This window comes from Streptomyces sp. NPDC051567 (assembly GCF_044454165.1).
GTDB lineage: Bacteria > Actinomycetota > Actinomycetes > Streptomycetales > Streptomycetaceae > Streptomyces.
The window spans coordinates 84,468-104,549 of record NZ_JBITDK010000003.1 but is presented as its reverse complement, the minus strand read 5'-3'; the positions used below and the strand labels follow the sequence as shown (position 1 = coordinate 104,549).

General features: G+C 72.8%; 16 protein-coding genes and 1 tRNA gene. 12 read left to right on the top strand and 5 right to left on the bottom strand.

The features are described 5' to 3' along the window. Nucleotides 1-76 precede the first annotated feature (76 nt). The 4 genes from ACIA5F_RS04585 (at nt 77) to ACIA5F_RS04570 (ending at nt 4,510) form a co-directional block, all read left to right on the top strand. On the top strand, nt 77-955 hold the full coding sequence (locus ACIA5F_RS04585; protein ID WP_399349065.1) for a bifunctional DNA primase/polymerase: 879 nt from the start codon (nt 77-79) through the stop codon (nt 953-955). A gap of 3 nt (nt 956-958) precedes the next feature. Continuing rightward, nucleotides 959-2,437: an ATP-binding protein gene (locus ACIA5F_RS04580; RefSeq protein WP_399349063.1), complete on the top strand. Its 1,479-nt coding sequence runs from the start codon at nt 959-961 to the stop codon at nt 2,435-2,437. 475 nt (nt 2,438-2,912) lie between these two features. After that, nucleotides 2,913-3,110, top strand: coding sequence for a helix-turn-helix transcriptional regulator (locus tag ACIA5F_RS04575; RefSeq protein ID WP_399349061.1), 198 nt, complete (start codon nt 2,913-2,915; stop codon nt 3,108-3,110). After that, complete coding sequence (locus ACIA5F_RS04570) at nt 3,110-4,510, top strand: tyrosine-type recombinase/integrase (RefSeq protein ID WP_399349059.1); 1,401 nt, start codon at nt 3,110-3,112, stop codon at nt 4,508-4,510. The genes ACIA5F_RS04575 and ACIA5F_RS04570 overlap by 1 nt, the downstream gene beginning before the upstream one ends. A gap of 167 nt (nt 4,511-4,677) precedes the next feature. Here the strand turns inward: ACIA5F_RS04570 and ACIA5F_RS04565 are convergent. Next, nucleotides 4,678-4,750, bottom strand: a tRNA-Arg gene (locus ACIA5F_RS04565). A gap of 323 nt (nt 4,751-5,073) precedes the next feature. Between ACIA5F_RS04565 and ACIA5F_RS04560 the strand changes: the two genes are divergently transcribed. The 7 genes from ACIA5F_RS04560 to ACIA5F_RS04530 all read left to right on the top strand — a co-directional run bounded on the left by ACIA5F_RS04560 (nt 5,074) and on the right by ACIA5F_RS04530 (nt 14,400). Beyond that, nucleotides 5,074-6,930 (top strand): dynamin family protein, encoded by a 1,857-nt coding sequence (locus ACIA5F_RS04560; protein ID WP_399349057.1) that lies wholly within the window; start codon nt 5,074-5,076, stop codon nt 6,928-6,930. 328 nt (nt 6,931-7,258) lie between these two features. After that, entirely contained in the window at nt 7,259-9,169 is a 1,911-nt protein-coding gene (locus ACIA5F_RS04555; RefSeq protein ID WP_399349571.1) for a GTPase, read from the top strand. A 207-nt stretch (nt 9,170-9,376) separates the two neighbouring features. Next, on the top strand, nt 9,377-9,784 hold the full coding sequence (locus ACIA5F_RS04550; RefSeq protein ID WP_399349055.1) for a single-stranded DNA-binding protein: 408 nt from the start codon (nt 9,377-9,379) through the stop codon (nt 9,782-9,784). A 317-nt stretch (nt 9,785-10,101) separates the two neighbouring features. Beyond that, nucleotides 10,102-11,301 (top strand): thioester domain-containing protein, encoded by a 1,200-nt coding sequence (locus ACIA5F_RS04545; RefSeq protein WP_399349053.1) that lies wholly within the window; start codon nt 10,102-10,104, stop codon nt 11,299-11,301. Nucleotides 11,302-11,535: 234 nt separating this feature from the next. After that, entirely contained in the window at nt 11,536-13,200 is a 1,665-nt protein-coding gene (gene ettA, locus ACIA5F_RS04540; RefSeq protein WP_399349051.1) for an energy-dependent translational throttle protein EttA, read from the top strand. 10 nt (nt 13,201-13,210) lie between these two features. Continuing rightward, nucleotides 13,211-13,678, top strand: a complete 468-nt coding sequence (locus tag ACIA5F_RS04535) for an acyl-CoA thioesterase (protein WP_399349049.1) — start codon at nt 13,211-13,213, stop codon at nt 13,676-13,678. After that, the gene (locus tag ACIA5F_RS04530; RefSeq protein ID WP_399349047.1) at nt 13,675-14,400 is read left to right on the top strand and encodes a hypothetical protein; all 726 of its coding nucleotides are present in this window, start codon (nt 13,675-13,677) and stop codon (nt 14,398-14,400) included. Before ACIA5F_RS04535 ends, ACIA5F_RS04530 begins: the two co-directional genes overlap by 4 nt. Before the next feature lie 60 nt (nt 14,401-14,460). On the opposite strand, the gene ACIA5F_RS04525 is transcribed toward ACIA5F_RS04530, so the two are convergent. After that, the gene (locus ACIA5F_RS04525) at nt 14,461-14,862 is read right to left on the bottom strand and encodes a globin (RefSeq protein WP_399349046.1); all 402 of its coding nucleotides are present in this window, start codon (nt 14,860-14,862) and stop codon (nt 14,461-14,463) included. 113 nt (nt 14,863-14,975) lie between these two features. On the opposite strand from ACIA5F_RS04525, the gene ACIA5F_RS04520 reads away from it, so the two are divergent. Further along, a complete protein-coding gene (locus tag ACIA5F_RS04520; protein ID WP_399349045.1) occupies nt 14,976-15,965 on the top strand; it encodes a methyltransferase domain-containing protein in 990 nt (329 codons plus the stop codon). Between the two features lie 51 nt (nt 15,966-16,016). On the opposite strand, the gene ACIA5F_RS04515 is transcribed toward ACIA5F_RS04520, so the two are convergent. Genes ACIA5F_RS04515 through ACIA5F_RS04505 form a run of 3 tightly spaced genes read right to left on the bottom strand, consistent with a single transcriptional unit; the run spans nt 16,017 to nt 20,079 of the window. After that, on the bottom strand, nt 16,017-17,081 hold the full coding sequence (locus ACIA5F_RS04515) for an FHA domain-containing protein (RefSeq protein WP_399349044.1): 1,065 nt from the start codon (nt 17,079-17,081) through the stop codon (nt 16,017-16,019). 46 nt (nt 17,082-17,127) lie between these two features. Next, nucleotides 17,128-18,465, bottom strand: a complete 1,338-nt coding sequence (locus ACIA5F_RS04510) for a VWA domain-containing protein (RefSeq protein ID WP_399349043.1) — start codon at nt 18,463-18,465, stop codon at nt 17,128-17,130. A 33-nt stretch (nt 18,466-18,498) separates the two neighbouring features. Then, nucleotides 18,499-20,079: a protein phosphatase 2C domain-containing protein gene (locus ACIA5F_RS04505; protein WP_399349040.1), complete on the bottom strand. Its 1,581-nt coding sequence runs from the start codon at nt 20,077-20,079 to the stop codon at nt 18,499-18,501. Between the last annotated feature and the right edge of the window lie 3 nt (nt 20,080-20,082).

Below are 20,082 nucleotides of genomic sequence, written 5' to 3'. Positions count from 1 at the left end.
ACGACGAGGGCGGCCCCGGACTTTGCCGGTACGGGGGCCGCCCTCATCCACCCAACTCAACAGTGGAGGAACCAGCATGACTCAACCCACGCCCATTTGGCGAGACCACACCCGCCCTGGGCCCGATTACCGGCAGATCGCGCTGGATCTGGCCGAAGCAGGCGTGCCCGTACTGCCCCTGCGAGAGGGCAAGCTCCCCTTCGGGAACTGCCGGACATGCACGAGCAACACCTGCGGTGGACGGCCCCACATGAAAGCCGCCGGTGCCTGCTCCTGCCCCGCCCCGTGCCACGGCTGGGCCGCCGCCACCGCCGACCCGGTCATCCTCACCTCCCCGGCCTGGGCTGCATCCTGGTGCCAGGCCGCCGCGGTTGCCTACCACCCCGGCGGCGCGAACCTCACCGTCGTGGACCTGGACAACCCGGACGCCGTCACCTGGGCCCGCCACACCCTCCCCGCCACCACGATGGTCGCGACCACCCGGGGAGAGCACTGGATCTACCAGGGCGCCATGCCATCCGCCAACGGGGTCCGGCCAGGCGTGGATATCAAGTCCCGCATGGCCTACGTCCGCTGGTACGGCCCCGGCACCGGCACCATGACCGGCCTGCCGGACGACGTTCGGGCGTTGGCCACGAAGAGTGAGTCCGTCTCCCGCCCTGCCCCGTACACGATCACCGTGCCCACAGCAACTAGCGGGGAATGTCGCCACCGGACCCCCGCCTACCTGGAACGCGGCATCTCGATGGCCGAGCAGTCCATCGCCGACGCCCGCAGCGCGATCCACAACAGCGTCTACCGGGTGTTCCTGGCGGTCCTGTCCACCCACGGCCGGTGCGGCTGCCTCACCGAGGCCCACATCGAGCGGCTGTTCACCGCCGCGCACGCCCGGGGCGAGTCGGCCCGGCACTGCACCGTCGCGTGGGCCAACGCCCGTACCGCGCTGGGGGTGTGAGCCATGTCCGACGACGACAAGACGTCGGGCCGGGAGGTCATCACCGGCTACGCGCAGCAGAACTTCCGGTACTTCCGCACCGCCGATGGGACCGTGTACGCGCAGAAGAACCGTCACCCAGTCGCGCGCCCGATCCGCTCGCAGGGCACCTCGGGCAGTCACCGGCAGGAGCTCATGGTCGGCCTCTACGAGAACGGGCATGGCGTGTTCAACGGGACCGCGCTCAAGGAATCCCTCGACCTCATCGAAGCGCTCGCGCTGAGCAAGGACGTCCAGGGCGTTCACATCCGCGTCGCCCCCGGTTTCGACGGCGCCACGTGGCTCGACCTCGGCCGCACCGACGGACAGTCCGTACGTATCCACCCCACCGGCTGGGACATCATCACCCCTCAGCCGGAAGAGGTGTGCTGGCGGCGGACCCAGCTCACCGGAGAGCTCCCGCTCCCCGCGAAGGACACCGACGGCAAGGGCATCGACCTCCTCCTCAGGTTGTGCAACTTCGCCAACGCCGAGACCGAGTGCCTGGCCATCGCCTGGCTGATCGGCTGCCTCGGACCGTCCGTCCCCGTCCCCGCCCCGTTCCTCACCGGCCCCCAGGGCGCGGGCAAGTCCACCGGGGGCAGGATGCTCGTGCGGATCATCGAGGGCATGAGCGGCGACCTGCGCCGCGCTCCGAAGGACGAGGAGAACCTGATCGCGGCCGTCGCCGCCGGATGGGTTACCGCCCTGGACAACCTGTCCCACCTGGCCCCGGACCTGTCCGACCTCATGTGCTGCATCGTCACCGGGGCCGAGACCATCAAGCGCGCCCTCTACACCGACGGCGACGTCGTCCGTGCCCGCTACCGCCGCCCCCTCCTGCTGACCGGCATCGACGTGGGCGTCATCCGCCCCGACCTCGCCGAACGGCTCCTCCCGCTCCGCCTGGAACGCCCCAGCATCCGGCGCACCGAGGCCGAGCTGTGGCGGGAGTTCGAGGACATCCTCCCGGTCATCCTCGGCTCGATCCTGGACCTGACCGTCAAGGTGCGTGCCGCCGAAGCGGACATCCCCACCGACCTGAGGATGGCCGACTTCGCCCACCTGTGCGCGCAACTCGACGCAGCGACCGGGCTCGGAGCCCTGAACGCCTACCGGGCATGCCTGGACGAACTCAACGACGACGTTATCGAAGGTGACCTCCTCGCTCAGACCGTCCTCAAGCACGCCGCCACCCTCGAACCCGGCATCGAGGTCCGGATGACCTCCGCCGAATGGCTCCACACCTTCACCCACCTCTACACCGGAGACGACTTCCGCCCCCTCCCCAAGGGCTGGCCCGGCACGGGGAAGGTTCTCTCCGACCGTCTCAAACGGCTCCAGCCGACCCTCGCCGCACGCGGCGTCCTCATCGACTGGGGCCGTACCAAAGCCGCCCGCTACATCGCGATGACCCGACCTGCCACGACCACCGTGCCGGAGCAGCAGGAGACCGCGTTCTGACCCGCGGGTATCCCGGGCTACCGGAACAGGCAAGAGGAGCACCCGCGCCGGGTGCTCCTCTTGCTTCTCCGGCGGCTTGCCGCCGCTGCAAAGGTCGGGCCGCGCAGCGGCCCCTTTATCTCGCGCTGGACCTGTCGCACTACGACAGACACCCCACCCTCTTGTCCGAAGGGAAGAGCTCCTGCGTCACCCGCGTCACCAGGACACCGCAACCGCTCTATGACCTGCGGCTTCACCGATGACGCAGACGGCCGGAAGCTGCGTCACCTCGCGTCACCCGCGTCACCAATGACAGAGACCAGCGTCACCTGTGACACAGCCCGTAGGCCCCTGCGTCACCCCAAAACCGCAGGTCAGAACCACAGATGACGCAGATGACGCGATGACGCAGAAATCCCAACCTCGGACGAGCCCCTTGAGAGTGGCGCCGCCGAGCAACACCGCCCCGGCTACCTGCCCTCTGGGAGGGACTTCGATGGCCAGCACCCCCAAGGCCCGCACGATGCTCACCGTCCCCGAGCTGTGCGAAGAGCTCGGGATCACCCGCTCCACCTTCTACGACTGGCGCCAGAAGCAGCGTGCTCCCCGCTGCATCAAGCTCCCGAACGGTGGTCTCCGTGTCCGCCGGATCGACCTGGAGGTCTGGCTGAACGAGTGCGAGGACGCTGCTTGATGGACACGACGTACGACGTGCGGTTCTGGAAGACCTCTGTGTACGAGGGGAGGAAGAAGACCACGTACACGGTCCGCTGGGAGCTGGAAGGCAAGGAGTGGCGGAAGCCGTTCGGCACTGCTCCCCTCGCCGACTCCTTCCGGGCGGGACTTGTGTCCGCCGCCAGCAAGGGGGAGGCGTTCAGCCTCTCCTCCGGGCTGCCGGTCTCGTTCCTGTCCCGGGCGGCCAGCGTGAAGTGGTACGACTTCGCGGTCCAGTTCGTCGACCAGCTCTGGGAGCGGACCTCGGCGAACAACCGGCGGAACGTGGCGAAGGCGCTCACGCCCGTCACGATCGCCCTGCTCCGCTCCCAGCCGACGACGTTCAAGGGCGTGGAGGTACGTCGGGCGCTTCGGGAGTACGCCTTCAATACCCGCCGACGGGAACAGGCACCGCCGGAGGTCGCTGTGATCCTACGGTGGGTGCAACGGAACTCGCTCACCATGGCGGCCTGGGAGGACGAGAGCATCGCGGAGACGGCGCTCCGAGCGGCCGCGACGAAGCTGGACGGTAAGGCTGTGGCCGCCAGCTCGGCCCGTCGGACGAAGCGCGTCCTGAACGTCCTCTTCGAGTACGCCATCAAGAAGAAGGTGCTCAAGGAGAACCCGCTTCCGAAGGGCAAGGGCGCCAGCACCACGGCGGCCAAGACCTCCTCCGCCGTCGACAAGCGGTCGCTGCTCAACAGCGGCCAGGCCGCCACGCTGCTCGGCTGGATCTACGCACGCCCGCGTGGCGGTCGACGGCTGCACGCTTTCTTCGCCGCGATGTACTACGCCGGCGCCCGCCCGGAAGAGGTCGTGGCCATCGATGTCGGGGACGTACGCCTGCCTGACGCGGGCGCCGACGACCAGTGGGGCGAGCTGTTGCTTCACGCTGCCCACCCCGAGGTCGGCAAGCAGTGGACGGACACGGGTGAGGTCCGTGAAGAACGCGGGCTCAAGGGACGGGCCGCCGACGACACCCGCACCGTCCCATGCCGTCCCGCCCTGACACGGATTCTCCGAACCCACATCGAGAAGGAGGGGCTGAAGCCCGGTGACCTCCTGATGCAGGGGGAGAAGGGCGGGTACCTCGCTGGGTCCGTGATCCGGCGAGCGTGGCGGCGGGCCCGGAAGGAGATGCTCAACCCGTACGAATTCGGGACCCCGCTCGGTCGCCGCGTCTACGACCTCCGCCACACCTGCCTGACCAACTGGCTCAACGCCGGTGTCCCGCCCGCGACCGTGGCCGAGTGGGCGGGTAACAGCGTCCCCGTCCTGCTGGCCACGTATGCCCGCTGTATTGACGGGCAGCTGGACGATCTGAAACAGCGGATCGAAGACGCGGGGGAGCTGCCGGACCCGGCCGCGCCGAGGCGCTGAGAACTTCTCCGCGCATTCTCCGCAGCCACCCGCAGAAACCCGGAACCAGCCGGACACCGCCGGATGCGCCCAGTCCTCAGAGTAGGGCGCATCCGGCCCTTGAATCACTCCACAGGACTCGTCCTGACCAGCGAAAAGGACCTTCCCGAAGGAGGGTCCCGATCTTGTGCCCCCGGCAGGACTCGAACCTGCGGCCAAGTGCTTAGAAGGCACCTGCTCTATCCACTGAGCTACGGGGGCCGGAAGGTGGCCGTGATGGCCTGGAGCCCCGGGGTGGGGGTGTGACGGTCGTCCGTGCCAGGTCAAGGATAGGGCTCCGGTTGCCTTGTCCCGGTTGCTTCACCCGCGTGCCACGATGTGGAGGTTCGGTGAAGCGGTCCCGATAATCGCAGGCAGGTGCGATTCTCGCATCGCTTTTGCGCCGCCGTGCCCGTGGTGTTGTGCACTCGTTATGCCTGCGTCCCACTCGTCCGCTCTGTCCAGGATGTCTCGCTGGAGTCGCGGTCGGCGCGCAGAGGGCGTATAAGCTTCAAAAATAGCTCTAAATTGGGCATTCTTCGCATGTGGTGACCTTGGATGTTCGGCCTCAGCTGCTCGATGCCCTGTCCGCCCTGCGCGACCGGGTCGCGTCCGTGCGTCTGCCGCTGCCCCTGCCCGGTGCCCCGCGCGCCCGCCAGACCAGAGCCGAGCTGCTCGCGCAGCTCGACGACTACCTCGTACCCCGGCTGAAGGCGCCCGAGGCGCCCCTGCTCGCCGTTGTCGGCGGGTCCACCGGGGCCGGTAAGTCCACCCTCGTCAACTCCCTCGTCGGACGGCGGGTCAGCGAAGCCGGGGTGCTGCGCCCGACCACGCGGACCCCGGTGCTCGTCTGTCACCCCGACGACCATCACTGGTTCGCCGGGATGCGGGTGCTGCCCGACCTGATGCGGGTCTGGGAGCCGTACGGGGAGGACGGACACGGCCGCTCCGACACCCGCGCCGACACCCACACCCGCGCCGACACCCACACCCGCGCCGACACCCACACCCGCGCCCACGATCACCCGAACGGCCACACCCACGGCCACCGGATCGGTGACGGCTACGAAAACATCGACGGAAGCACCAACGGAAGCACCAACGGAAGCACCAACGGAAACGGCGACGGGAACGGCGACGGGAACGGCGACGGACGGGGCAGCGGACCCGACGGCGGCCGCACCTACAGGCAAGGCGACAGACACGGCGACGGCCTCAGCCACGCGACCCGTGAGATGAGGATCGAGACCGTCTCCAGCCTCCCGCGCGGCCTCGCCCTCCTCGACGCCCCCGACATCGACTCCCTCGTGGTCGAGAACCGGACACTCGCCGCCCAGCTCATCTGCGCCGCCGACGTCTGGGTCATGGTCACCACCGCCTCGCGGTACGCCGACGCCGTGCCCTGGCACCTGCTGCGCACCGCCAAGGAGTACAAGTCCACCCTGATCATCGTCCTCGACCGGGTCCCGCACCAGGTGCTCGCCGAGGTCTCACGGCAGTACGGGGCGCTGCTCACCCGCGCCGGGCTGGGTGACGTGCCGCGGTTCACGGTGCCCGAGCTGCCCGAGTCGGCGGGCGGGGGCGGGCTGCTGCCCGCCAGCGTCGTCACACCGCTCTTCGCCTGGCTCTCCCACCACGCGCAGGACGCCGCCGCCCGGCACTACGCCGTCGGTCGCACCGCGGCCGGCGCGCTGGACTCCCTCGGGCGCCGGATGCCGGAGCTGGCCTCCGCCGTCGCCGCCCAGCACGCCGCCGCCGTACGGCTCACCTCGGCCGTGGAGGACGCGTACCGCAAGGAGGGCAAACGGGTCCGCAGCCGGCTCGACCGGGGCGCGGTCCTGGCCGGGGACGCCCTGACCCGGTGGCGCGGCTACCCGCTCGACACCAGCGCGGACGAACTGCTGGACTCCCTCGCGGAGTCCCTCGCCGCCCTGGTCCAGTGCGCCGTGGCCGCCGCCGACGAGCGGATCGCCGAGGCGTGGCGGAGCGAACCGGCCGCCGGAGCGGTGCCGCTGCCCGCGCCCGACCGGGAGGCGGCGGAACGTATCGGCATGGCCGTACGGCGCTGGCGGCGCGTGCTGGAGGAACTCGCCGAGGAGGAGGTGGCGCGGCTCGACCGACAGCCCGCGCCCGACCCCGACGGGGTCACGGCCCTGCTGGTCGCCACCCTCCTCGGAGGCAAGCGGGCCCGCCCGGCGGGGGAGAAGCTGGCTGAACGGATCGGCGTACAGGCCGCCGTACGGCTGCGCGACCGGGGCGGGGAGCTGGTGGGCGACCACCTCGACCAGGTGCTGCGCGCCGAACGCGACCGCAGGCTCGCCCCGCTGGAAGCGCTCGGAGTGACCCCGGAACCACAGGCCGAGCTGATCGCCGCACTGTCCGTACTGCAGAAGGAGAGGTGACGCGGTGTCTGCCCTGAGCGACCGCGCCGGTGACCGCTGGGACGACGGACTGATCGCGCGTTCGCGCCGTACGGAGGCCTCCGAGCGGCCCGAGGCGGCGCCGGAACGGGCGGGGAGGGGAGGCGCCACGGGCCGGCCGAGGAGCCGGGCGGGTCACGGGGCCCACAAGGACCACGAGGGCGAAACGTACGGAACGCGCGGAACGTACGAAACATACGAGTCGCAGAGGAACCAGGAAGACCTGGAGAACCAGGGGAGCCAGGGGAGCTGGACAGGGGGAAGGGCGTACGGGACGTACAGGTCGTACGGGGAGTACGAGGACTACGAGGTGTACGGGGACCACGAGACGGACGAGACGGACGAGACGGACGAGTCGGCCAGGGCAGCAGGGACAGCAGGGGCAGCCGGGAAGTCCAGGACAGCCGGGAAGCCCGGGGCAGGCAGGGAGCCCGGGCGGGCCGGTTCCGCACCAGCCTCCGGCAGCAGCCGTGGCCCGGGGTCCCGTACCGGCACGGGTTTCCGTACCGGAACGGTGTCCGGCGCGGGCAGTGACGGAGGACGGACGTCCGCGCCCCTGCTCAGTCCCGAGGGCCAGGCGCTGCGGACGCGCCTCGAAGCCCTGCGCCAGCTGGTCGGGCTCTCCCGGACCCGGCTCGACGGCAAGACCCTCGCCGAGGCCGGCCGGGTGCTGGACGAGGCTGCGGCGCGGCGCGGGCTGTCCGCGCGGCACACGGTCGTCGCGGTCGCCGGAGCCACCGGAAGCGGCAAGTCCACGCTCTTCAATTCACTCGCAGGAGTACAGATCTCCGAGACGGGACTGCGACGCCCCACGACCGCCGCGCCGATCGCGTGCAGCTGGTCGGACGGGGCGGCCGGGCTGCTGGACCGGCTGGAGATCCCGGGGCGGCTGCGGCGACGCCCCCGCGAGGGTCCGGGGACGGAGGCGCTGCGCGGCATGGTCCTCGTCGACCTGCCCGACCTGGACTCTGCGCTCGTCACGCACCGGGACCACGTGGACCGGGTCCTGGCGCTGGTCGACGCGGTGGTGTGGGTCGTGGACCCGGAGAAGTACGCGGACGCGGTGCTGCACGAGCGGTACCTGCGGCCCCTGGCCGGGCACGCGGAGGTGACGTTCGTCGTGCTGAACCAGGTGGACCGGCTTCCCGGGGAATCCGCGGACCTGGTCCTGGACGACCTGCGCAGGCTCCTGGACGAGGACGGCATCGCCCTCGGTGAGCACGGCGAGCCCGGGGCCACCGTCCTCGGCCTCTCCGCGCTGACCGGGGAGGGCGTCGGGGAACTCCGCGAGCTGCTCGGACAGTTCACCCAGGAGCGGGGCGCCGCCACCCGCCGGATCTCCGCCGACCTCGACCGCGCGGCCGGGCGCCTGCGCCCGCTGTACGTCGCCGACGGCCACCAGGGCCCGGAGATCGGGGAGGCGGCGCGCGCCGAGTTCGAGGACCGGCTCGCGGAAGCGGTCGGGGCGTACGCGGCCGGGCTCGCCGCCGAGCGGGCCTGGCGGCGCAACGCGGGCAAGGCGTGCGGGACGCCCTGGCTGCGGCTGTGGCGGTGGTACGAGGGCCGCCGCGCCCCGCGCACCCTGGCGGGTCTGGCCGCCCTGGCGGTCATCGGAGGCCGGGGCCCCGTCGCCGTGGAGGCACCGCCCGAGGAGGAGGTGACCGCCCGCCAGCGGGTGGAGCAGGCCGTACGGGCGGTCGCCGACGAGGCGGCCACCGGCCTGCCCGAACCCTGGTCGCAGGCGGTGCGGGAGGCCGCGGTGCGCGGCGCCGAGCGGCTCCCGGAGGCGCTGGACGAGATCGCGGTGACGCTCGGCGCGGCCGTCGCGGTGCCGAGCCCCAGGCCACCGCGGCCCGCGTGGTGGCCCGCGGCGGTCCTGGCGCAGGCGGCCATGACACTGGTCCAGGTCTACGGCGGGCTGTGGCTGGTCGGCCAGATCGCGGGGGTCCTGGAGCCCCGGCTGCTGCCTCCGGTACTGCTGATGGTGGCGGGGATCATCGGCGGGCCACTGGTGGAGTGGGCGTGCTCCCTCGCGGCCCGCGGCCCGGCCCGGCGGTACGGACAGGACGCGGAACAGAGACTGCGACAGGCGGCGGCCGGCTGCGGGCGGGCCCGGGTCCTGGAACCGGTGGCGGCGGAACTGCTGCGCTACCGGGAGGTGCGGGAGCAGTACGCGACGGTCGCCGCAGGGGTGAACAAGTTGTCCACAACCCACCAGTAGTCCACAGGCCCGAGCGGGAACCGGCGGGCAGCCCCAGCATGGGTCGTGTCTCGTGCGGACGGTCCGCACGGGCACGTGGACACGACGCGTGGACACGACGCGTGAACGCAACACGTGAACGCAACACGTGAACGCAACGCGTGGCCACAGCACGCGGCCACGGGACGTGGACGTGACGCGTGGAGACGAAGGGGGAGGGTGACCAGGATGAACGACACCCAGGTGACGCTGGTGGGTCATGTGGCGACGAAGGTCGACTACAAGGAGACGCCCAACGGCCCGGCGGCAAGGTTCCGCTTCGCGGTGACACCGCGCTACTTCGACCGGCGCAAGGACGCCTGGACCGACGGCACCACCAGCTTCTACACCGTGTGGGCGCGGCGGACGCTCGCGGTCAACCTGGCCGGTTCGGTGTCCGTCGGCGAACCCCTGGTGGTGCACGGGCGGCTGCGCGTGCGTACGGACCCGCCCGACGGGGAGGGCAACCGCCGGGTCGCGGCGGAGATCGACGCGACCGCCGTCGGGCACGACCTGAACCGGGGGACGGCCGCGTTCCGGCGGATCGTCAGGACGGACACGCCACTGATGCCCACTCAGAACGCGGCGGTGGTCTGAGTGTTCGAGCCGGTTAGGATTCCACGGTACTCACGGGCACCTGGGTCTTTGGCCCGAAGGGGAAGACTGTGTCGATTGCCGTTCCCGCATCCTCCGCTCCTGACTCCACTCCTTCTTCCATCTCCGCCGTCCCCTCCCTCTCCTCTGTCCCCTCCCCATCCGCCGTCCGCTCCTCCACCGCTGCTCCTGTCGCTCCCGCCGCTTCCGCTGCTCCGGAGGCTCCTCACGCTGTTGCGCAGGCTCCTCTCACGGCCCTCGGCGCGGTACGAGCCCGCGCGAGGGCCGGGGTACGGGCTTCGGCGGGGCGGCCCCTGGCGGTGGCGTTGCTGGCCGCGGCCCTCGCGGGCACGCCGGGCGCGACGGCCGCCGCCGACTCCGACGCGCCGCCACCACGCGGCCCGGAGGGAGCGAGCGCCGTGCTGGACGGACTCAAGACCTACGGCCAGGCGGTCCTGCGCGTCGGGGACGGACCGGTCCGGCACATCCCGGCCGGGCTGTACGAGATGCGGGTCGACGGCGGCGGGACGCTCCAGACCTACGGAGTCGGCGTCACGGGCAACGCGCAGCCCCAGACCCGGTACGGCGAGAGCGGCTGGAGCGGCAGCCCGCTCGCCGGGAACGGGGAGGCGGGCCGCATTCGCTGGGTCCTGGAGCACTCCTACCCCCAGCTGAACGATCTGGCCGGGCTCGCGAAGGCGGCCGGAGCCGAGTCGCTCACCGCGGAGAGCGCCGCCGCCGGGACCCAGGTGGCGATCTGGCGGCTGGCGGACGGCGCGCAGGTGGAGGCGGCGGACCCGGCGGCGGAGAAACTCGCCGACTACCTGCAGCGGGAGGCGGGGCTGCTGCCCGAGCCGCCGGCCTCGCTGGCACTGGACCCCGGGGCGGTGTCGGGACCGGTGGGCACCCGGCTCGGCCCGGTGACCGTGCGGACCGGTGCGCAGAGCGTCTCGGTCACCCCGGACGCGGCGGCCCTGGCGATGGGCGTGCGGGTGGTGGACGCCGAGGGGCGCCCGCTCACCACCGCCGCCAACGGGAGCCGGATCTACTTCGAGGTACCCGCGGGCACCCCGGACGGGACGGCCTCGGTCACCGTCCAGGGTGCGACCAAGGTGCCGGTCGGGCGGGTCTTCACCAGCGGGGTACCGGCCCAGGCGCAGATCGTGGCCGGCTCCAGCGTGTCCGTCACGGCGGCCACGGCCACGGCGCTCTGGCCGCAGGCCCCGGCCACCCGGCCCGGCACGGGAACCGGGCCGACCCCGGACGCCACGCCGGGCGCCACCCCGGGCACCACGGCGAGGACGGCCGCCCCGGCCCCGGGCACGGGCGCGGCGGCGATGCTGGGCGCGCGGTCCACCCCGGCCTCCGGGTACTCCCCGGAGGAGGGGCGCCTCGCCACGAGCGGCAGCTCGGCGGCCACCCCGGTCGTCGCCTCCCTGGCCGTGGGCCTGGTGGTCCTGGGCGGCCTGGTGGTCCTCCTGCTCCGCAAGCGCCCCCTGGACGGGGAGGAAGGGGCCTGACCCCCGCCGGGCCCCCGGCCCCCGCCGTCCCGTGCCGGTGCCGGGGCCGCAGGTCAGGAGCCCCGGCGCGGGAGTCCGTACCGGAGTCCAGCGCGGTCGCGGCCGGGTCCGGAACCCGGACCGGGGCAGGCACCCAGGTCACAGCCCCGCGACCGGACGCGTTTCCCCCGGGGGATGGACGTACGGCAAGATGGGGTGTATCTGCCCACTCATCGATCTGCCGGACGGTTTCTCTTGGCTGAGTTCATCTACACCATGCGCAAGACGCGCAAGGCGCACGGCGACAAGGTGATTCTTGATGACGTCACCCTGAACTTCCTGCCCGGTGCGAAGATCGGTGTGGTCGGCCCGAACGGCGCCGGTAAGTCCACCGTTCTGAAGATCATGGCGGGCCTGGAGCAGCCGTCCAACGGCGAGGCGTACCTCTCGCCCGGCTTCACCGTCGGCATCCTCATGCAGGAGCCCAAGCTCGACGAGTCGAAGACCGTCCTGGAGAACGTTCAGGACGGCGCCGCCGACATCATGAAGAAGCTCCACCGCTTCAACGAGGTCGCCGAGCTGATGGCGACGGACTACTCCGACGCGCTCCTCGACGAGATGGGCAAGCTCCAGGAAGACCTGGACCACTCCAACGCCTGGGACCTCGACGCCCAGCTGGAGCAGGCCATGGACGCCCTGGGCTGCCCCCCCGGCGACTGGCCGGTCACCAACCTCTCCGGTGGCGAGAAGCGCCGCGTCGCGCTCTGCAAGCTGCTGATCGAGGCCCCGGACCTGCTCCTCCTCGACGAGCCCACCAACCACCTCGACGCCGAGTCGGTGAACTGGCTGGAGCAGCACCTCTCGAAGTACGCGGGCGCCGTGGTGGCCGTCACCCACGACCGTTACTTCCTGAACAACGTCGCCGAGTGGATTCTCGAACTCGACCGCGGTCGCGCCCTGCCCTACGAGGGCAACTACTCCACGTACCTGGAGAAGAAGGCCACCCGCCTCAAGGTCGAGGGCCGCAAGGACGAGAAGCGCCAGAAGCGCCTCAAGGAAGAGCTGGAGTGGGTGCGGTCCAACGCCAAGGGGCGTCAGACCAAGTCCAAGGCCCGTCTGGCCCGCTACGAGGAGATGGCGGCCGAGGCGGACAAGATGCGCAAGCTGGACTTCGAGGAGATCCAGATCCCGCCGGGCCCGCGTCTGGGCTCGATCGTGGTCGAGGTCGACAACCTCTCCAAGGCGTTCGGTGACAAGGTCCTCATCGACGGCCTGTCCTTCACCCTGCCGCGCAACGGCATCGTGGGCATCATCGGCCCGAACGGCGCCGGCAAGACCACGCTCTTCAAGATGATCCAGGGTCTGGAGACCCCGGACTCCGGCTCGATCAAGGTCGGCGAGACCGTCAAGATCTCGTACGTCGACCAGTCCCGCGCCAACATCGACCCCAAGAAGACCCTCTGGGCGGTCGTGTCGGACGAGCTGGACTACATCAACGTCGGCCATGTCGAGATGCCGTCCCGCGCGTACGTCAGCGCCTTCGGCTTCAAGGGCCCGGACCAGCAGAAGCCGGCCGGTGTCCTCTCCGGCGGTGAGCGCAACCGCCTCAACCTGGCGCTGACGCTCAAGGAGGGCGGCAACCTGCTGCTCCTCGACGAGCCCACCAACGACCTCGACGTCGAGACGCTCTCCTCCCTGGAGAACGCCCTGCTCGAATTCCCCGGCGCGGCCGTGGTCATCTCCCACGACCGCTGGTTCCTCGACCGGGTCGCCACGCACATCCTGGCGTACGAGGGCGAATCCAAGTGGTACTGGTTCGAGGGCAACTTCGAGTCGTACGAGAAGAACAAGGTCGAGCGCCTCGGTGCGGACGCGACCCGTCCGCACCGTGCCACCTACAAGAAGCTCACCCGAGGCTGAGGCCGCCACCATGGCCAGACATCACTACCGGTGCCCCCTTCGCTGGGCGGACATGGACGCCTTCGGGCACGTCAACAATGTCGTCTTCCTCCGCTACCTGGAGGAGGCGCGCATCGACTTCATGTTCCGTCTCGCGCCGGGGGAGGGCAGTGAGTCCTTCACGGGCGGTTCCGTCGTGGCCCGCCACGAGATCGACTACAAGCTGCCCCTGGTCCACCGCCACGAGCCGGTCCTCATCGAGTCCTGGGTGACCCGGATAGGCGCGGCGTCCCTGACCATCCGCTACGAGGTCAAGGACGAGGCCACCGGGGACCGGCCCGAGACGGTCTACGTGCGCGCCGAGACCGTGGTGGTGCCGTACAACCTCGCCGAGGGGCGGCCCCGCCGGATCACGGCCGAGGAGAGGCTCTTCCTGGAGGAGTACCTCGACACGCCCGCCCCGGGCGGCGACGGCCGGGAAAGGCACCTCGCGGCATGAACGACCGGCTGTGCTTCGCCGACCCCGGGGAGGCGGCGGACCTCGCCGCCTTCCTGGGCCGGCTGGTGCACTACGACCGCGCCGCCGCGGTCCGCCTCCAGGGGGCACCGACCGCGCCGAAGGCCGCGGGGGAGGGCGGCGGCGCGCTCGCCGTCTTCGGACGGCCGCCCTCCTTCGAGGTCCTCGCCGTCCGCACGGTACGGCTCGCCACGCCCGTCGGTTCGCCGCTGGACGTGACCGTGTCCGCCGGTGAGCTGCTGGAGGCCGTCGACGAGGGCGCCGCCCGCGCCGTCGTGCCCGGCGCGGTCACCGGGCCGCCCTGGACCGGGGTGCTCCCGCCCCGCGGCGGCTGGCGCCAGGTGCCCGGCCTGCCCGGCGCCGAAGAGGTGCGGGCGGCCGTGACGGCCGCCGTCGCCGAGTTCCGGGCCCGCGACGAGGCCCTGCCCGCGCAGCACCGGACCCGCTCCGAGCGCGACCGCATCGGCCGCGAGATCTGGTCCCGCACCCTGCCGTGCACCGAACTCCCGCTGCGTGCCGTGCACGCCGCGCAGTCCCTGGGCTTCCTGCCGCCGGCCCGGTCCGCGCCGCCCGGAGCCTCCTGCCCGGTGGCGCTCTTCGCCTCCGGGGGCTGGCTGCGGCTGAGCACCCCGTACGGCTCCGTCGCCACCCGCAACCCCGGCGTCCGCGGTGGCCTCGGCGCCCTCCAGGTCCGGCCGGTCTAGGTCGGCCGGCCGACCCGGGCGGCCCGGGCCGTCACCGGGTCCGGTGGGGCCGTGGTCCGTTCACTGGGCGTTGATCATCGACGCGGCGGCGTACGTCAGGTACCGCCACAGCTGCGCCTCGTGCTCCGGCGCCAGCCCCAGCTCGTCCACCGCGACCCGCATGTGCTTCAGCCAGGCGTCGTGCGCCGCCACGTCCACCTGGAACGGGGCGTGCCGCATCCGCAGGCGCGGGTGGCCGCGGTTCTCTCCGTACGTGGTCGGGCCGCCCCAGTACTGCATCAGGAAGAGCGCGAACCGTTCCTCGGCGGGGCCCAGGTCCTCCTCGGGGTACATCGGGCGCAGCAGCGGGTCCTCGGCGACCCCCTCGTAGAACCGCCGGACCAGACGGCGGAAGGTCTCCTCGCCGCCGACCTGCTCGTAGAAGGTCTGCTCCTGGACGGTGCCCCTCGGAATCTCGTTCACCCGACCATCGTCTCAGACGCCCGGACGGAGGACTCCGGTCCTAGGACCGGGAAGGACCGGGCCGGGCCCCGAGCGCGGTCGCACGCCGGGGCCGGTCCCAGCACAGTGGAGGCATGGCCGCACACACCGGGCACACCGGGGAGCGGGATTTGCGCGAGGCAGCGCACGCCGCCCAGGTGCGGGAGCTGACCGCCGCCGGGGCGCTGGACGACCCGGCCTGGCGGGCGGCGTTCGCGGCCGTGCCCCGGCACCTGTTCGTCCCGTACTTCTGGACCGGCCGCGGCGCCGCCCACGAACGGCTGTGGGCCGAGGACCCCGACCCCGCCCGCCGGGCCCGCTGGCTGCGCGGGGTCTACGAGGACGCCCCGCTGGCGACCCGGCTGCGCGACGGCGAGCTGGTCTCCTCCAGCAGCCAGCCCTCGCTGATGGCGAGGATGCTGGAGGCCCTGGAGGTGCGTGACGGCGACAACGTGCTGGAGATCGGCGCGGGCACCGGCTACAACGCGGCCCTGCTCTGCCACCGGCTCGGCGCGGACCTGGTCACCACCGTGGACCTGGACGAGGAGATCACCGGGTCCGCGCGGGCCCATCTGGAACTGCTCGGCCACCGTCCGGCGGTGGTCACCGGCGACGGGGCGCGCGGCTGCCCCTCCCGGGCTCCCTTCGACCGGATCATGGTGACCTGCACACTGCCGCTGATCCCGCCCGCCTGGCTCGGCCAGTGCCGTCCGGGGGCGCGGGTCCTGGCCCCGCTGTCGACCGGGCTGATCGCGCTCACGGTCCACGACCCCGGCTTCGCCGAGGGCCGCTTCCTGCACACCCCGGCGTACTTCGTGCCCCTGCGCGGGGCCACGGCGGCGCTCCCCGGACCCGGCGCGCCGTACGGGCTCCCGTACGACCTGGTGGAGAACGAGCGCCTCCAGTTCCTGCTGACGCTGACGGCGGGCGCCCTGCACCCCCGCGAGGCCCTGGACCTGTGGCGCCGCGAGGGCCGTCCGGCCCGTGAGCGGTTCGGGGTCACGGTCACTACCGGCGGCCAGTGGTCGTGGCTCGACGACCCCCGGGGGCCGTACGTGTGGCCCCTGGGCGCGCCGGGCCCCTGAGACCGGCGCGCCGTACGGGTGGACGGGCGGGTGGGCGTACGGGCGGGTGGTTCAGCCGCGGCGGACGGTGATGGTGGTCCAGGCGCCGACGTGGACGCGGTCGCCGTCGGCGAGCGGGACCGGTACGTAGGGCTGGATCGACTCCTCGCCGCCGTTGAGGGTGGTGCCGTTGGTGGAGTTCTGGTCCACCACCGCCCAGCTGCCGTCGGGCTGCTGGACGAGGACCGCGTGCTGGTGGGAGACGCCGGGGTCCTCCGGGGGCACCGAGAGGTCGATGTCCGGGGACTCGCCCGTGGAGGCGCGGCGGCGGCCGATGGTGATCTGGCCGCCGGAGAGCGGAAGGTGCTGCTCCGGGGAGTACGCGGGCAGGCTGAGCCCGGCGGCCTCGGGGCCGCTGCGCTCCATCATCGCCAGGAAGTAGGAGCGGTCCGGCCCGATGGTGGCGGTCCAGGAGCCGCCGCTCTGGGAGGGGAAGGGCTGGTGCTGCTGGGGCTGCTGGGGCGGGTAGGCGGACTGCTGGTACTCCTGCTGGTACTCCTGCGGCGGGGGCTGCTGCTGGTAATGCGGCTCCTGCGCCTGCTGGTACTCCTGCGACGGCTGATGCGGGGACTGGTGTGGAGGCTGCTGGTGCGGGGGCTGCTGCTGGTGCGTGGACGGCTCGTGCGCGGGCGGCGGCAGCAGCCAGTCGTCCTCGCGCTGGAGCGGCTCGGCGGGCCGGTTGACCCGTGACGGCCGCGAGACCTGGTAGTCGAAGTGGTCCGGGGAGAAGGCCCCGGCGGGCTGCGCGGACGACGGCGCGGCCGGCCCGGCTCCGGCCGGGCCGGCCGTGGTTCCCGTCGCACCGCCCGGGGCCGGGTCCGGCGCGAGCGGGGTGTACGACGTCGCCGTCCGGGTCAGGAAGTTGTACCGGCACTCCTCGCAGAACGGGGCCATGGCCTCGCGCGGGGTCCGGCACTGCGGGCACAGCTCGGCCTGGGCGGTCTGCGCGCTCAGGTCACCGGAGGGCGGGGGGAATCCGTAGCCGTAGGAGGGCTCGGCGGGGGCAGCCATGCGGTGGCCGCAGACCTCGCACCAGTCGTCGGAGGCGGACTGGTGCCCGTTCGGGCAGGTCGGCATGGCGGCGCTTCCCCCTTCTCCCTGCGTCATCGCGGCAGGTCTTCTCTCAGGTCTTCTTCACTCGGACGGTCTGGGTCGAACGCGTTTCGAGAGTCATCTCGTCGGCATCGGCGACCTTCGCTTTCAGCCGCACAGTACCCGCCGCCGCGTCCACGACATCCACGACCTTCGCGAGCAGTCTGGCAGTGTCCGCGTTGCCGGAGGCGCTCGCCAGCTGGACCGCCCGGCCGAGCCTGGCGGTCGCGCCGTCGACGTCCCCCAGTTTGCGGGCTTCCAGGCCCTGCTGGATAGCCTGCGCGAGTTCCGCCTGCCCGGTGTAGTGGGCGACCTGGGGGCTGATCGAGGTGGAGGCGGCCGGATCGTCGGTCCACACGGCGCGGACCAGCCCCTGGGAGAGCGGGTCCGGCGGCCCGCCCGCGGGGCCCCCCGCGCCCACGGGGTCCGGCAGGACGAGCGTGGCGCGGGCGGCGAGCATCTCCTGGCCCACGGCCCCGCCCGGGACCCGGACGCACACGTGGTACTCGCGGGACTCGTCGCCCCACGACCCGGTCGGGTAGTCGCCCGCCCGGGGCCCGGCCGCGGTGCGGCGGCCGGTCAGGTCCTGGACGGTGGGCGCGACCTGCTTGACGTACTGGATCTCCACGCCGACCGGGGTCCACAGGCGCAGCGAGACGTCCGCGACCTCCTTGCCCATGACGTTCTCCATCATGCGCGTGAAGTCCTCGGTGAGGTGGGCGGGGTCGGCCACGATGTCGGCGGAGCCGAGCAGCGCGCTCGCGACCCCGGTGACCTCCTTGACCTCCCAGTCGGTGCCCACCCCGCGGGCGTCGCAGGTGAAGCGGCCCGCGCAGGCGTCGAGGGTGGCGCGGAGCACCGCCGGGTCCTCGTGCTCGTTGCGGCCGTCGGTGAGCAGGACGCCGTGCCGGATGGCGGCGGGGGACCGGCGCAGCAGGCCGTCGGCGAGGCGCAGCCAGGTGCCGATGGCGGTGCCGCCGCCGGAGCGCAGACCGCGCAGGGCCTCCTTGGCCTGCGCGCGGGTCTCCGGGCCGGCGACGGCCAGGCGGCCCTGGCCCGGGTAGACCTCCCTGGCCACGTGCGTCCCGGCGATCACGGCGAAGGAGGTGCCGTCGCGCAGGGTGTCGACGGCGGCGGCCGTGGCCTCGCGGGCGCCGCGCATCTTGTCGGGCGGGTACTCCATGGACCCCGAGCAGTCGACCATGATCACCACGGCGGCGTCGCGGCCCACGGACCGGGTGGCGGTGGCCCCGCCGGTGGAGGTGACCGTGACGATGGCGTGGACGTCCCGCCCGCCCTCGGGGAGGAACGCGTTCTGGTGGACCTCCACGGTGAAGCGCGGGGCGCTCGGCTTGGCGAAGTTCGCCATCGGTTGGACTCCTAGGAGACTCGGGCGGGCGGGTCAGACCCGGGGACGCACGTGCGCTTGCGGTCCGGGGCCCGGTTCCCGCGCTGTTTCCCGCGATGTTCCCGGCACTGTTCCCGGCTCTGCTTCCTGCGCTGTTCCCTGCCGGGGGCCTGGTTCCGTCCGGCCCGCCGGCGGCGGGGACACGGGCGGGAGCGGGGGCCCGGCGAACGGCACGACGGCCACGGTGATGTTGTCGTGGCCGCCGCCGTCGAGGGCGTGGCCCACCAGGACCTGAGCGCTGTGCAGGGGGCGGGCGGCGGCGTCGGCGGGCAGGACCGCGGCCATCTCCCGCGCGGATTCGGCGTAGTTCCACAGGCCGTCGGTGCAGACCACGATCACGCCCGGGTGGTCCGGTTCGAAGGTGGCGGTGTGCGGGTCGAGGTCGTACGCGTCGGCCCCGAGCCAGCCGGTGATGGCGTGGGCGCGGACGTCGGCGTACGCCTCGGCCTCGCCCATCAGGCCGGCCGCGACCATCTGGGCGGCCCAGGAGTCGTCCTCGGTGAGGCGCCGGGGCAGGGCGGCGCGGTCGTCGGGAATCCAGTAGGCGCGGCTGTCGCCGACCCAGCCGATGGTCAGCAGCCCACCGCTGACGACGGCGCCGACCAGGGTGCAGGCGGGGGCGTTCTGCGCGCCGGGCGACTGCGGGGCCAGGGCGTTCACGGCGGCGGCGGCGGCCAGGATCGCCTCGTGCATGGCCTCCTGGGGGTGGGCGCCCCGGGGGAGGGCGTCGAGCAGCGACTCGTTGGCGGCGCCCGCGGCGGCGGCCGAGGCCTCGTCGGGGCGGCTGGCGGAGGAGACGCCGTCGCAGACCACGGCCACCGTGGCGGCGAGGCCGCCGGGCAGCGCGGTGGCCGCCACGGCGAACGCGTCCTCGTTGCGGTGGTGGCGCAGCCCCCGGTCGCTGACGGCGGCGACGCTCCCGAGCTCCTCCTCCAGGTGGTCCCGCTCCCGGGGCTGCGCGTGCCCGCAGTGCTCGCAGTACCCGTCGGTGTCGACCCGGCCGGCCCGGCAGGCGACACAGGTCTTCCCGCCACCGCCCTCACCGGCGGCCGGAGCCCCGTACGGGTCCTCGCCCCCGCCCCGCGCGGCGGCGGCGTACGGGTCCACGTGGTCCGGGGCCGGTGTGCCGTACGGGGCTTCGCGCGCCGGGCCGGGGTCCGGGTCCGGGTCGCCGTACGGGGCGCCGGGCAGGTCGTAGCGGGTGGCGACGGGTCCCTCCCCGGGGCTCCACGGAACACCCCCGGCCGGCGGCTGCGCCGGGGCGGTCACCCAGCCGGCCGGGTCACCGGCCGGACCCTGCGCGGCTCCGGCCACCGCACCCCACCCGGGGGCGGGCTCCGCGAAGCCGTAGGCCCCGCCGGGATGGGCCCCGGTCGGGGCCGTCGGCCCGGACGCGGAGGCGGGGAAGGTGCCCGCCGGGGCGGCGGCGGGCAGCGGGGCCACCGGGAACGCCTGCCGCTCCCCGGCCGGGGGCGGCGGGGCGGACACGGCGTAGCCGCAGACACCGCAGAAGCGGTCACCCTCCTCCAGGGGCTCCGCGCAGCTGGGGCAGCCCGACGGCCGATGCATCGACATCAA

What these genes read in the sequence shown, in the direction of transcription:
- ACIA5F_RS04505 (WP_399349040.1), bottom strand. Translation starts at nt 20,079, where the DNA reads ATGTCGATGCATCGGCCGTCGGGCTGCCCCAGCTGCGCGGAGCCCCTG.
- ACIA5F_RS04580 (WP_399349063.1), top strand. Translation starts at nt 959, where the DNA reads ATGTCCGACGACGACAAGACGTCGGGCCGGGAGGTCATCACCGGCTAC.
- ACIA5F_RS04510 (WP_399349043.1), bottom strand. Translation starts at nt 18,465, where the DNA reads ATGGCGAACTTCGCCAAGCCGAGCGCCCCGCGCTTCACCGTGGAGGTC.
- ACIA5F_RS04530 (WP_399349047.1), top strand. Translation starts at nt 13,675, where the DNA reads ATGAACGACCGGCTGTGCTTCGCCGACCCCGGGGAGGCGGCGGACCTC.
- ACIA5F_RS04570 (WP_399349059.1), top strand. Translation starts at nt 3,110, where the DNA reads ATGGACACGACGTACGACGTGCGGTTCTGGAAGACCTCTGTGTACGAG.
- ACIA5F_RS04550 (WP_399349055.1), top strand. Translation starts at nt 9,377, where the DNA reads ATGAACGACACCCAGGTGACGCTGGTGGGTCATGTGGCGACGAAGGTC.
- ACIA5F_RS04585 (WP_399349065.1), top strand. Translation starts at nt 77, where the DNA reads ATGACTCAACCCACGCCCATTTGGCGAGACCACACCCGCCCTGGGCCC.
- ACIA5F_RS04515 (WP_399349044.1), bottom strand. Translation starts at nt 17,081, where the DNA reads ATGCCGACCTGCCCGAACGGGCACCAGTCCGCCTCCGACGACTGGTGC.
- ACIA5F_RS04535 (WP_399349049.1), top strand. Translation starts at nt 13,211, where the DNA reads ATGGCCAGACATCACTACCGGTGCCCCCTTCGCTGGGCGGACATGGAC.
- ACIA5F_RS04520 (WP_399349045.1), top strand. Translation starts at nt 14,976, where the DNA reads ATGGCCGCACACACCGGGCACACCGGGGAGCGGGATTTGCGCGAGGCA.
- ACIA5F_RS04575 (WP_399349061.1), top strand. Translation starts at nt 2,913, where the DNA reads ATGGCCAGCACCCCCAAGGCCCGCACGATGCTCACCGTCCCCGAGCTG.